This window comes from Paenibacillus sp. MCAF9 (genome assembly GCF_052114265.1).
Taxonomy (GTDB): Bacteria; Bacillota; Bacilli; order Paenibacillales; family Paenibacillaceae; genus Pristimantibacillus.
Window position 1 is genome coordinate 99,616 of sequence record NZ_JBFREL010000017.1, and the last position, 14,490, is coordinate 114,105.

A 14,490-nucleotide genomic window follows, 5' to 3' on the forward strand; every position below is an offset into this window, starting at 1 on the left:
CTTTATAATGATATAAGACATTTCAACTAAACTTCTTGCATTAGCTTCATAAGCAAAAACTTAATCTCCTGATTAGAAATATCTTTACCTGCGTACTTAAGAATGTTCTTAACATTTGTGTAGAGTAGTTGTGACTTTTTTGAAAGTTGAATCGTTTCCAACGCAACCTGCTCTTCATTTCCTGTCGCAAACTCCTTTGATGCTTGAAGTACTTGCCATTCATGTGTGAACTGGTTGAGGAAAAGTTCCTGAGTTGCATCCGACCATTCAGTTCTTTCAACCCCCACCATATGATGAATTAAAAGTTTCATTAAGTCACTAGCGTCATTGCTCAGTTGAGGTAAAGTCAAGAACTTGCTATTCATACCTACTACTTCTACATTATCACTAGAAATATGTACTAAAAATTCATCAATGTTATTGCACCCTGTTATAGACAGCAATTTTTCTATCAATATGGACAGGTTTGTTTCAATGAAGTCTTCCAATTCTTCTTTGGCTTGTAATAGTGAAAAATCCCCTGTGGTCAATTCATTTATAAGCCTATAGGGATCTACTTCTGCTGATTTAATCAGATTTCTAGAGTTAATTGTTACATCAGATAATTGATACGTAATCTGAGCGAATTTCGGAAGTGACCTCAACCACTTTAACATTGCTTCTGTGACATATAAAATATTTGAACATTCATTTGGTTCAAGTCCAAATAAACCACCGATATGTATTAACTTATTTTGTTCATCCAAACTTATATTAAAGAACTTATACTCGTATTCAGCAGAACGTTCAATAAGCTCATAAATTACTGTGCCATTTAAATGAGAAGCATGCATATCATGAGCATAAAACATAATCTTTTCCCAGACATCTCTTAACAATGACACAAAAAGTACAGGAATAACGGAACTACGGATGCCAAATGGGGGTAATAAAAATAACTTCACTAAATCAGAAACACGACCATTTGGTTTTCTTAGTAGTTCTGCTTGTAAAGCCAAACGTAATACTCCTAAATTCCCATGACAAATAATTCCTTGATCTAAAGACATTTGGTATCCATTATTTTTTAATACACTAGCATAAATTAAATAGTTGGCTCCATACCCTTCAATGCCTAAGTTAGGCTGATAGGGTGATTGTATTAGGCGATCAATAACATCAATTGCAGCTCTTCTCTGAACAGCTGTTATTTTCCTCCGATTAAACGATTCATTGCGTATTTCAGGAGTATTGGGATATTTTCGTATCATTCGATTCGATACAATATTTTCAATTTCCCTAATACCTTTAATTTTGATGTTATTTCCTGCTAACCACCAATTCAACTCTGAAAATAGTAGATACTTATTCACATAAGACTGTATAGAATTATTAATTTCTTGCTTTATAAATTGTAGTTCATTCTTTAATCTTGAATCTATAGAAAGAAAAACAGGATCTTTAATCATTTGAGTAATGATTTCATGTCTTTTTAAACTAATTTCTATTTCATCAGATGTGAAATTCGGCAGTGCAACGATATAATCACTTATATTTTCTTTAATTAGTTGTTGGGTAGAGTCAAATAGATCCTCATGTTCAATCAACACAAAAAATATTCGATCATCAATATAATCAGATGTAAGCATTACGTCTTGGAGATCTGCTAACCATACAAATTCTATTTGTGCATACCTAAGCATACTCATTTGATCGTTATACTCATATGGTAATACATGTTGGAGTGTTAGATGCTGCTCCAGAATTGCAATTTTTTCTTTCTTACTTAAAATAGTCGTAATCAGTCTTTCATTAATTTCCTGCTCCACATCAACAGAACTACCTTCAAACAGCTCCCATTGGTTTAATATTTGATTGAATCTTATGACTTTCTGATATGATAATTGTTTCAGGTTTTCATCAACTAACTCAATATTCACACCTAGCGCAAATGAAATGAAATTAGTAGACAATAATTGTTTTGCCGTTAAATTCGTTACGGACCACAATGTAATTAACTGTACTATTCTAAGTTGAATAGGTTTATTTAGTGATATATATTGAATAACTTTTTGATAAAGTTTAAGTGCTGCTAGTTCTTTGTTTTCCTGGTTGTCATTAACAAAATAGTAGAACAACTTATCAGCATGATAATAACCTTTCTCATATTCAGCATGATTAATAAGTCCATATCGTTCTTCATCTTCAAAAAATGAAAATAAGGTTCTTTCATTTTGTCCAAGTATACTCGACAAATGAGGTAATAAAGTAACAGCTGCTGGGTGTAAAGGATACATACCATTAATCACATAATTATTTAGTTGAAATGGCGTAAAATCATTAAATAATGAGTACGATTGTAGATCATCGACAGATTCTAATTCTTTTTTTTCATTTAGTGTTCGCTGATTGATTGGAGATGCTGCTTCATAAGCTAACTGAAGGTATGTATTAGGATCAGTCTCAAAAGAATAAGTACGAAATCTTTTTTCTACCTTCTCAAATTCTAATCTAATGTTTTCTTTACTTTGTACCGCATATTGTCGAATATTCTTATGCCCAATAATTAATAGTTGAATGTTACTATAACTATTCGAAAGCTCTGCCAAGTCTTGTAGATCCTGCATATTTTGCTGGGACTCTAGTGATTGTGCTGATTGTAGAAAGCGTCCAAACTCATCATATACAATTTGTAATCCTATATTTTTTTTATTTAATTCCCCTAATATAAACTGAATGTTTTCTATAAACTCTTCCTCCTGGTCTGTTACCAAAGCTGACCCTGAAGTTACCGAAGGATAGAATGATTTAAATTCACTTATAAGCTGCTCATCGTACCCTTTAATTAATTGTTTCCACTCATTTTCTTTCAAGTTCAATTTTTTTATATGTTCAAGAAATTTTGTATAGGTTCCAGAGTATGATGTTTTCCATAGATCAATTTTATTTATAATTGTGGTAATTTCATTAGGAGTGCTTATTCCAATGTCTGCTTCATGAATAGAACGGTATATGGCGCTGTTAATAATTTTTCTTAAATTGCCCGTCTTACCATTAATCACAACAGGAATATAAACAATCTTATTATTATTTATTTTTAGTAGCATATCTGCCAATTGAGCATCATATTGTTTGACCTGTTCATAAAATCTTTCAAATAAGTCTTTAGGAACTTGTTTCGAAAGTAGCTGACAAACAATAGATGCTAATAACGATTTACCTGTTCCATATGGACCTATTAGTAAGTGAGAATGCATTCCACGTTCTGTTAACAAACTTTCAAATATACCGCGAAATGCCTCCGCATGCGATGACGATAATATATATCTGTTCAAAACATTATAATCATCTAAGTCGAATTGAAGATTTATACTTGATTTAAATCCTTGCATCATGCAAAGCCACCTTCCGTTGATACGCCTTTTCTAAGAATGAATATGGATCTTCTTCAGGAATATTCAAGTTGTAGATCTGATTCGTTCTAATAAAGGTGGCATGATAAAACTTGCTGGTTTGAATTTGTTCTAAAACAGCCAGAATTTGATTAGATGTCAAATTGAATATTTTACCCCATAGAAGCGGCTTGTACTGAATTTCCTCTAAAGTGAGGCTTTGAACTTGATTAGATTTGCAATATTTCAATAGGATAAAATAAAGCGAGTCTAAATCTAGTTCATTGATGTTAGGAGTTTTTTTAGCAAACACATCCCTATTCTCATGCAAAAGCCTTAAACTAGATAAAGGACTAATCACTACTTCTTCTGGATCCGAAGTATGGTTAGATCCGATTGTATAGAGTTGTCTTAGACACTCTAAATCACGCTTTAAAGTATTGTCAGAAACCTGCTTTTTACTTTTTGATTGAACCCATAATTTCAAGGACTCAAATACTTCCTCAAACGTAGCTGACCGATGAGTTGATTCATTAAAAAACCAGTACCAAGAACTAGCTTGTTGTTTCTCAGATGCTAAAAAATAATGTAATAAGGATGACGTTAATGATAATCTAATAAAACGATCATATTCATAAACCATTTGCCCAAAAGCAGTTATCCTGTGTATTGGTTTTTGATCATCATTTTTACTTTCTGTCAAAATATTAGTCGCCAATGTCCAAAACTTTAGCGATTTCACCATATTTCTACCTAATCCAATTCGTTCAAAGCCAAATTCATCATAAAAAAACCGATCTTTTTCTATATCCTCATTAATCATCTTCATTGCTTTTGATAACCAGTTCATTCGTAAGTAAAAACTTTGATGTTGCCCAAATCTCATGGAACTAGTTCATCCTTTCAAGCCGAGGCTACTGTTGGCCATTTTTAAAATATTGAAGTAATGCGCGTTTAACTCCCAATGTAAGTAGTGGGCTCTTCCCTCGTTGAGCTGTCGGTGTTTCTAACTTCGCAAGAAAATCTCCTTTTCCTGCCAATTTTTCAGCACCCTCTTCATCTAAAATGATCTTAGAGGCATGATGATCAGCAGCTTTTAATGCCAACCTTCCAGGCAAGTTATTCCTTATATTAGTAGGAACAATATCTGCTTTAGGGCTTTGAGTACAAATAAGGAGATGTATTCCCGCAGCACGAGCTTTTGCTCCTAGCCTCACAATTGCGTTCTCTACTCTGCTGCTCATACTTTTCTCCTGAACCATAAAATCTGCAAATTCATCAAAAACAACAATGATATGAGGTAAATCCGTATTTGTCACTTCTACAAATTGATCAATACTAGTAACTCCTTCTTGTGCAAACGATCTATAACGTTGTTCCATCACTTCTATAAGATTTTCTAAAGCAATAATTGCTTCTTCGATCTCCGTTATGACTTCTTTCGTGTGTATACGATTTTCGTAAGTGAGGAACTCAACTTTTTTAGGATCAATAAAAATGAATTGTACTTCACTAGGTTTATACATACACATCAATCCTAGAATGATGGAATTTATGGTCACACTCTTACCGCTACCTGTCCGTCCTCCAATGAGCAAATGAGGAGTATCTGGACTAGAAAAATCCATAGATATAATTTCGTTTAGCTGACCAATTCCTAGTGGAGCCACTAACTTCTTTTGGATTTCCTTTTTCCCGAGATCTTTTCTAACCAATTCCATAAATTTCTCAAAATAAACGATTTCAGGTTTCTCGCGATTAATATCAATATTAATTCTGCCATTCCGGATCGCAATAAGTGGAATAGATGAAGATTGTAACCATAGTTGGATATCTTTTGTTTTATTTTCTATGCTGCTATATGGTTTGTCGCCTGGAATCTCGATAATAACTCGAATAACACTGACCCCAACCAGAGTATCCAGTATCTTAATTGGAATTCCTACCTGATTGAAATTGAAGCGTAATTTTTTATGATATAGTTCCAGTAACTCAGTCACATCATCATTTTGATCCTCGTACGATAATGTTTGCCCTTGCAATGCTTCAATTTCCGGATAAGTCTGATTTTGAATAACATTTTCTTTTGAATTAGTATCTTCTGCTTCAATAGTGACTGCTACCAAAAATTCACTAGAAACAAAAACATCCGATTCATCTGTTTTATCCTTACTTAAATCACTAATGGCACTATAATGTACTGTTTCTTCGTGATTCAATATTAAATCTGTTTGTTCCTGATTATCCTCATATCCCATTTCGTCTTCAATTAACTCCTGATCTATGCTTAGTTTAGTCTCAGAGATATTTAAACTTGAAGTTACGAATTGTTTAAGTTCTTGAATTTCTTCATACTCAGGAATAAACTGCTCTGTTGTAGCACCGAGAGTATTTAGAATATATGAGCGATTATAAATTCTATTATTATATTCATTCAGTAATAGCTCTTGAACCTCACCATTTTCTTGATCACTAAAGTTATAGTGGTCTAATAAATTGGATGTATATACAAAGGTATCAATTGAGTTGGAAATTTTCACATTGATTTGACTTAAAGGTGCGCTTTGAATATGACGTAGTAAATGTGCATGTTCAATAGAATATGTTCCAAACTCCAATAAATAGTGGATAAATTCTTTGCGCCAGAGCTCTGCATTCATGTGCTCATCGTTAAATGAAAATAAATTACGATAGAGCTCAACCCCTGCCTTTACTTGCTTAATGGCGTCAAATCTTTCTTGTTCTAAAATCCCATGAGATATGAATTTCAGTTCCACTAATTCAAATTCAATAAATATTTGGTCATCTATTCTTTCGATCTTTGTACCTACTAGATCAGGTCGTCTTAAAGAACGGTTAAACCAAGGTAACTCATCACATAATGACCAAATATGTAGCACATCATTTTTTTCCATACGTGCTTGTGTCGACAAATAAATAGCCATAAGTTCATGTGCAAACTTGCCTGGACCAATGGCTCTGAGAACTACTCCACCCGAGATTTCCTTTACCCGTTCAACTGCTTTTATGATAATATCTCTATTGATTTTGTCATTTTTAAGTAGCGAAATATATTTTTGATATAAGCGATCATAATAAGCATGATCCGCCATTTCATTAGCCAATTTTCTAATGTAATTTGATGAAGAAAGAATAGTACGATATTCCTTATTCTTTCCTGCTTTTGATTTGTAGCGAATTATCTGTGCCTTAGATGATACTTGACGTAATAAAGACTTATCTAAATAGCGATCTATAAATAATGACCAATTACAACGATCGTGCATAAAATTAATTAAATGTGTATCTGAAAGACTTGAAATTGAAATTATGTTTCTAAGTAAATAATGCTCATTTGTACTGATTTTCTCGTTACTCTGGATAATATATTGCATCTGGTAAAAATACTGCATCACTTTGGGCAATTTTTCACTGACATAACTAATCCTCTTTACAGCTTCATCCTTTTTCAAAGGTTCTTTATAAATCGTTTCAAACCAATCTATTGTTTCATGGACATCTATTTTTTCTAACTTATATTTAATATGCGAGGTCTTTCCAAAATAATTTACTAAAACCCCGATATCTGCATCCTGCAGCTCGGTAGATAATCTATTGGTAATTGCATTGATATCTTGTTCCGCTATTACTTGAATATCTACCTTCGGAAATACATTGGCTCCGTTTAAGTAGTCTTCTTCATGATTTAACCATCCATTAAAAGATTCATGAAAACTTGCCCCTTTAGTATCACTATGGACTATCGCTTTTATCTTATTAACATCAGTATTCTTAAATAAAGAATCAATTGATTTAGTTACATAATCAGCATGTGGACAATATAGGAAGACTAGGTCTAAACAATCCTTTGCATATGGATAAACCTCAAAATATGTCTTCACGGTATTCAACAACTCTTCCGAGAACGTTTCTACTAATTGTTCTTCTCCGCTAGACGTACCATTTAATGCGAACTCCCCTTCCCCCATTCGCTCTTGTTGCTCAACAAGATATTGATCTCCTGTTCCTTCTGCAACAAAATAATTGGGAGCCAGATGTGAAACTGAATTGACGATATGCTGCAAATAATCATCTAATTCTTCAATTCGCACATTACCCTTTGACAACTGATTGACCCATTTGTTTAACTCATAATCTATTTGACTCAAGCGCTTTAAATAACTTAATAAGCGAATCGGATTAAGCAAGGTCAACGTTCTTTGCTGAACTGCGCCGATCTCACTTTTTTTACAGTTATACTGGTCAAGTGCTCCTAAACAGCTAATATATTGAATAATATGTTTTGAAATTAATGTGGATTGATGAATATTTTCCAGCAAAGTCTCTAGCTCAATTTCTAATAAGTCAATATCTATGCTGCATAATCCCTGTTCTAGAGCTCCTGTGATCATAGTGGTATATATTAAAACAAAATCCTGAAAAGCAGTATAAGATTCTTTAACACCTAATTCATTGGTTGCTATATATCCTTTAGTTCTATCACGAACATCTTGTAATACATCAATAAGCTGTGAATCCGTCCCAAAATATTGTTTGATATAAGGAATATTGCTATTATCCTTAAGTTGTTCAATCATTGATGGTAATTGATATGCTGTTAATTCCATCAACTTAAACTTTCTCGAATTCAGCTCGAACCCATGCTTTACTAGCTTTATCTGGAATGAAACTTGAGTTTCCTTCTCTTTGTCTTCAATTAACGGCATACTTAAGGCATCAAATTGAATTTTCGGTATTATCAACTCTATATTATTCATATAGAATTTCAGCAAATTGACTATTGCTTCACTTGCGTACTTGTCTATCACCGATAATTCAAAACTAGCCTCACTAATACTATGCTCTTCATGTGTTTCTTCAAGCATTGCAAGACCTTCATATAATAAAGCGTCAGTCAGTTCATAATATTCATGTGGGTGCCTCTGGCGCTCAACAATACGTTCTAGTTCTTTAAGTAACTTCGGTTCTGATCGTAAATCATCATTAAATTCATCAACAAACTCTTTAATTTTATCGGGGTTATTCCCCTCTTCAATTGCTTCTAATGTATCTGATAAAAGTACATTTTGATCTTTAGACAGTTTTGTACTTAACTGTTCTATAAAACCTGCTACCTTTTGCTCAATCTTAGGTTTCTTAGTTTTAAATTGAAATACCGCTAATACGAACTCATAGTCATATTTCAAAAACTTACTCGATTGGTTATTGATATATTCTAAAGCATCCTGCCGGAATGATTCCGGATCGATATTTTCCCATATTTCATGTTCATATTGATTTGCTTCTTCACTGTTAAGAAAATTATATAAATTGTTTACCAGATCTTCTTTATTAGTTGCACGTCCATCTTTTTCAAACCTAGACAAACTAAAGTTTTTTTTCAGACGTTGCAATCCTTCTTTTTGTGTAAAGGCCAGTTTTTTGTCACAAAACAATTGTAATTCATTCAAATGTCCTTGAATCTTATCTATAATTGAAATTTGGGGATCATTCACAATTTCAATTAGAAAAGATAATACATTACGTAATTGGGGTTCTGTAATTTTTTGATACATTGCAAAAAATGTTTTTAGAGTATTTAATTCATCTGCATAAATATTAAAGTTCTCAGCTAGTATTCCATATAGAACATTCATTCCTTCAAAGCTCATTAATCGAGCCTCGTCGATTGTAAATATATTTTCTAAACTTTGCGCTTCTGAAGAATTATCATTAAGAATAATAATAAGCGCACTGCCAGAAGATGTATTATTTCGAAGCCATGTGCTCGTCTCATGAGGTCCACAACGATACATGTCAAAACCTTCAGCATATTTTAAAGTTCTTATTATCGGGTTGTAATGTAGTACCAAATCTTGCTCCGATTCGCTAAAGGCATTTAAAATAAATAACATTGCACTATCATCTATACCAGATATCTTTAGAAATAACTTTTCTGCACTCTGCTTCTTTTGTTCAATAAAATATTGATTTACTAATCGAAAAACCCATGTTCCTAATAATTGATAGGGTAACTTATGCATATGTTAATTCCTCCAACGAACTTGCATATGGATTTTGAATCATTGCTGTAGCATCTGAGAATTCAATTAATAGTCCATTCTGTCTTAATTTGTTTCGCAGTGCCTTCTCATTTTCTTGAAAATATCTTATATTGAGATTAGATTTACTATATATTCCGCATTCTCTCGCTTGTGCTTCTCCTATGACAATTTGATATTTATTATAAATCTCATCCAAAAAATCATAATACTCCATTTTCCCCATAGGCTTTATGGTTGTAAAAACAATCATTTGTAAAAATGAATCTGAAATCGTGTATCTATAATTTCCTACTGATCCTCGTCTGAATGTTGCAAATCCCCCATCACGTGTAAGTACCCTAGTTATATTAAGTTGATGTTTCTTTAATTGATCTGAAACTGCATCTTTCACAACTAAATAGAACTTAGAATATACTTCTTTAGCATTTGAACACTTTTGAAGTGTACGAATAATTACATCTTTACGAGAGCGCATCTGATTTAAACCCAACAACTCAATGATGTCATTAGGATTTTCCTTCCATCTTGGAAGGTGTTCTTCTATTTTATTATAATCCCCAAGGGCTTCTCTAAACTTCCTTTGAAACTCATGTTCAAACCTTGCTTTAATCAGATTCTCATGTTCGTCAAAATTGCGTGATGAGATTTGAGTTATATGTTTATTATTCCCTTCTAAACAATCAAAAAAGTAAGTATGATTTTTACTATCTAAAATCGTCGCGCGCTCATGCATATATCTAGTTAGTTGAAAACATACTAGTGAAGTTAATAAATGAAACATTTCATATATATCAACGTCAAGTAATAATAACTGCTCCAGCTCCATGGAAAACATCTCAAATAACGGTTGACTTTTTTCAGGTTCCGGTAGTTTTGGAACATTATCATCATTATTATCCGTACGTAATAAACCAGTTTGATTATTTTGGTTTTCTGATTCTTCGAATGCACTCGATATTTTATAGACCAATTTTTCAATAACTTTATTTCTAGTTAATAGGTCTTGAAACCGCGATTGAATAAAGTTACGGCGCTCTGCATAATTTTCTGTGCCGTATGCAAGCATTAAAAAGTACAATTCCCCACCCCGAGCAAAAAAATTGCGCTCAAACGAAAGGTCCCTCCCTTTCTTTCTTAATTCGAAATAAAGGAGAGACTCATGAAGGGGATATAATGATCTCGCAAACCATGATCTATCTGCTTCTTTACCAGTTGTATTATACAAAGTGACTTCTAAATTACGTAAAAAATGCTTAATAACATACAAATCATTTTCTTGAACGGCTTGTTGAAGTTTTTCTTTTTCATGGTCATCTAGTACAAGGACGTCTCTAACGCTGCCCTCCTTAACACCTTCAAATATGAATTTCCTAAGGCCAACCGCTTTTGTTCTTTTATATCTGTCTTTCTTAAATGAATAATCGGCACCAAATAAGACGTTTAAAAATTCCAATACATATTCAGGACCACGTTGTCCATCTTTAAAACGGTGCCCCCATATGTGTGCAGATAACTGAGATGTGAACTTATCTAGCGAGTGTGTTTGTTCCTTAGTTTCCATAATTAAACCCCCGTTATCCAATATCTATGTTGTTAGCTACATAAACTCCCTTGTGAGGGTCCATAGCAAACACACTGAGAATAAATTCTTCGATTTCGCTTTTCTTAATAAGATCATTCTTAAACGTATTTAGTAATATATCTACTTCTTGTTTCAAAGTAACAAATAACCCTCCGCTAGCAAGTCTAAGTAAGTACTCAAATACAGGCAATTTCACTTCAAGCTTTGTCTCATTATTTACTAAAATATAAAAACGTGAAGGGGTATAATCAATGTCTATTCGTAAGGAGTCTTCTATGATTTTAATTTGGTTTACCGAAAACACCTGATAAATCATCAAATTTTCATTTACCGCATACAGTTGAGTTTCTGATTTACTGATTAATTTCTTAGAAAATGCAGAATTCAATCCTTGTATTAATTCCCTGCGAATTATCGCGTGAGAATGTTTATTCTGCAACCCGTCCAAATAGCGATAAAAGTAGCGGTAAGGTACTAAGACCTTCCTCATCTCTTGATTGTCTTCATCTATTTCGAAAAAATATTTCCGACGGAACTTAGGCATTTTCTCGAAAATCCTATGTTGATCCATATTAGGATTGTGAATACGGTAAAGTTCAATTAATTTACGATAATAGCCAAAGAGCAAGTCCACCTCATCGTTAAAGACATCTTGATGACTTTTAATAGTTTGTTCATTCCCGCTGATATCGCCATTCATAAGAAAATCATCAATGATTGAGATCGAAGTTTGACCAGGATTAAATTTTCTGAAATGTCGAATCGCGCCCATTTCCCCAGAGGTGACATCCGGCATTTGAATTCCATAAAAGTTATCGTAATAAACCATTTCTGATAATTTTTCTATATCTTCATAGTCTGCATTTAAAATATCATTACATGTAAGTCCTCCAGTTATCACATAACTTAAATGGATTAATATCTCTCTCATTGTTATATGAATACCTAAACAATCAATTAGACGATATTGTTCTACGAGACGGTTTTCTACTCTTTTTTGAGACATTCTCCTATGATTAAGTGAAATTATACATCTCTTCTGCTTAGTACATGATTCACATGCATTCCAATTCTCATCTTTATTCCATTCCGCTAATATTCTCTCAGCGTAAATCGACGAAGTTACATCTTGTAAGTTAACCAAATGCAAGTCATTATTATTCACATTGTGATCCAAAAAGCGGTCTCTTACTTGTATATATAGTTTTTCTAATGAAGAGCGCTGGGACAAACATTTCGTTAATTTACCTTCGTTTGCAGCTATTAAATAAAAAACCTTATTTTCATGTCTATTCTTTATAAATCTATTCAATTGTTCTAACTCTTCAAAAATAACAGCCTCGGTAAGTTCAGATAAATCTTTAACAATTCTTATCGTTCCCATATTATATGCCACATCGACAATACCACTTTCTGGCCATTGATCAAGCTTTAAACCAGTAATTTCCTCATAGACTGTTCGACATAGTCGTGTTTTACCGTCACCAGCATTTCCTGTCATTATGACGCTTCTAGGATTTCCAGAAAAAAGACTAAGTAAAAACTGTTCTATCTTTGTATCAATGTTTATTTTGTATTCATCATTAGAATTTGAGTACTCATCATATATTTTCGAATGATTAGGAGACAAAACATTGTATTGGTCTAAATATTGTACAAATGAGTTCATATTATCCTCCCAAGATTTGAGTTGCATTTCCCACTCTTAATTTCTAAATATTCATCCAAAACAGAATATATACTGTAATCCACTTATATACCCCTATGTAATAATGCTCATTCCAACCTTTATCAGAAAGCTTTATCTTATCAAGCAATAATTATATTCTTGATAAGAAAAAATAGTTATTTTTTAGTTGTATTATTATTTAAACATTTTTTCGTTTTAAGCTTTTTTAATATTCATTATAGTAATAGGAAACCTATTTTCATTTCTAGAGAGTAGGTCTAAAGAATTAGATTCGACACATTAACAAAATTTCCTTCTTTTTCTTCTCTTATATAAATGTTGGATGTTATATTTAGAAAATTTAATAATATAATTCAAAAATTATTAGTCCGAATCTAGAAACAGAAAGTTGGTCATCATCTATATCCATTAAGTTATAAATTAACATTCTGAAATCAAATACAATTTGTAGGTCTATAGATTCAATCAGATAAAAGACTTACTCAAAGTTATTAATAAGAATATATGAGGTTATTTGGAATATTTTATTTTTTAAACATGGAAATAAGCTTCCGAATACGCCTGTATGTTTTCATCACTACTCTATCTCAGATATATCCTTTCGAATGGGTATTGCAACACCTTATGCATTAAAGACTCATTCAGTAATCTATATTAGGCTTAGAAGCCTTACTTACGAATTTTCGTCTCCTCAATACAGACTCATTAAGTTCGTGTCCCTCAGACCAGAGATTTGTCGCGAGCATGCTTCAGATTTCACCTTAATGTAACACCATTGTCCTACGCTATCTATTACTTCCTACAGCAATCGGGACATGAAACCTAGAGTTTACACCCATGCAAAGGTGCACTAAAATAGGAGCAGTTCCCACCACCCCTCCTCCCAAGTGATCAACACTAGGTCAGGTTGGCGAACTTTAATCCAGCCATTCCGATCACCTCGTTTCTGATGCGTGATCGGCTCAATGGTGGATCGTCTACACTAAGTTAGACAGAAAAAAAGAATGAAGGGAACAGAGAAGGAGCGAATCTACTATGCCAAAACCAAGACGTACATTTACTGCCGAGTTTAAGAAGCAGTTGATCCAGCTCTACGATAGTGGAAAATCAAGAGCAAACATCATTAAGGAATATGATCTGAGTGCTTCTGCATTTGATCGTTGGATCGCACAAAGTCAGAAGACAGGTTCCTTTAAAGAAAAAGATAATCGCACAGAGGAAGAGAACGAACTCCTAGCATTACGTAAAGAAATTCAACGTTTGAAAATGGAGAACGATATTTTAAAGCAAGCCGCGCTGATCATGGGACGAAARTAAATGTGATTCGCAATAATGCACACAAGTACTCGGTATCAGCAATGTGCGCAGTCCTACAACTACCACGAAGCACCTATTACTACAAGTCTGAGYCTGCCGCTAACGAGGAAGAACAGCAGCTAGAAGATGCGATTCTAGAGATCTTCTCAGCTAGTCGAAACAACTACGGCACACRAAAAATCAAGGTTGAATTAGGAAAGCGAATCTTGTTAGCCTCGCGCCGTAAGATCGGTCAGATCATGAGCAAACATGTCCTGGTATCTAATTACACGGTAGCGCAGTACAAGCCTGTTAAGAACGATTCTAATGAGGCCGTCGTTGAGAATGTATTACAACGCGAATTAGATCAAAAAGAGCCATACGCTGTTGTCGTCAGCGATTTAACATACGTACGAGTAGCCGGTACATGACATTACGTATGCTTGTTTGTAGACCTCTTTAATCGTGAAATTATTGGATGCAGCA

At 33.4% G+C, this 14,490-nt stretch carries 5 protein-coding genes and 1 pseudogene; 1 reads left to right on the plus strand and 5 read right to left on the minus strand.

Annotated elements, in window-relative coordinates; translation table 11 throughout:
* Nucleotides 1-26 precede the first annotated feature (26 nt).
* From AB4Z45_RS22265 to AB4Z45_RS22285, 5 genes are read right to left on the minus strand one after another with little or no spacing between them, the layout of a single operon-like run.
* Nucleotides 27-3,374, minus strand: a complete 3,348-nt coding sequence (locus AB4Z45_RS22265) for a hypothetical protein (protein WP_441911630.1) — start codon at nucleotides 3,372-3,374, stop codon at nucleotides 27-29.
* Nucleotides 3,358-4,257, minus strand: a complete 900-nt coding sequence (locus tag AB4Z45_RS22270) for a DUF4007 family protein (protein WP_441911632.1) — start codon at nucleotides 4,255-4,257, stop codon at nucleotides 3,358-3,360. Before AB4Z45_RS22270 ends, AB4Z45_RS22265 begins: the two co-directional genes overlap by 17 nt.
* 28 nt (nucleotides 4,258-4,285) lie before the next feature.
* Nucleotides 4,286-9,415: an FtsK/SpoIIIE domain-containing protein gene (locus tag AB4Z45_RS22275; protein ID WP_441911633.1), complete on the minus strand. Its 5,130-nt coding sequence runs from the start codon at nucleotides 9,413-9,415 to the stop codon at nucleotides 4,286-4,288.
* The gene (locus AB4Z45_RS22280) at nucleotides 9,408-10,997 is read right to left on the minus strand and encodes a hypothetical protein (RefSeq protein WP_441911634.1); all 1,590 of its coding nucleotides are present in this window, start codon (nucleotides 10,995-10,997) and stop codon (nucleotides 9,408-9,410) included. The genes AB4Z45_RS22275 and AB4Z45_RS22280 overlap by 8 nt, the downstream gene beginning before the upstream one ends.
* 13 nt (nucleotides 10,998-11,010) lie before the next feature.
* On the minus strand, nucleotides 11,011-12,687 hold the full coding sequence (locus AB4Z45_RS22285) for a hypothetical protein (RefSeq protein WP_441911635.1): 1,677 nt from the start codon (nucleotides 12,685-12,687) through the stop codon (nucleotides 11,011-11,013).
* Nucleotides 12,688-13,743: 1,056 nt separating this feature from the next.
* On the opposite strand from AB4Z45_RS22285, the pseudogene AB4Z45_RS22290 reads away from it, so the two are divergent.
* A pseudogene (locus AB4Z45_RS22290) lies at nucleotides 13,744-14,432 on the plus strand (transposase); the annotation flags it as partial.
* Nucleotides 14,433-14,490 lie beyond the last annotated feature (58 nt).

Excerpts from the sequence above, each read along its gene's own strand:
- AB4Z45_RS22285 (WP_441911635.1), bottom strand. The coding sequence starts at position 12,687 with ATGAACTCATTTGTACAATATTTAGACCAATACAATGTTTTGTCTCCT.
- AB4Z45_RS22270 (WP_441911632.1), bottom strand. The coding sequence starts at position 4,257 with ATGAGATTTGGGCAACATCAAAGTTTTTACTTACGAATGAACTGGTTA.
- AB4Z45_RS22275 (WP_441911633.1), bottom strand. The coding sequence starts at position 9,415 with ATGCATAAGTTACCCTATCAATTATTAGGAACATGGGTTTTTCGATTA.
- AB4Z45_RS22265 (WP_441911630.1), bottom strand. The coding sequence starts at position 3,374 with ATGATGCAAGGATTTAAATCAAGTATAAATCTTCAATTCGACTTAGAT.
- AB4Z45_RS22280 (WP_441911634.1), bottom strand. The coding sequence starts at position 10,997 with ATGGAAACTAAGGAACAAACACACTCGCTAGATAAGTTCACATCTCAG.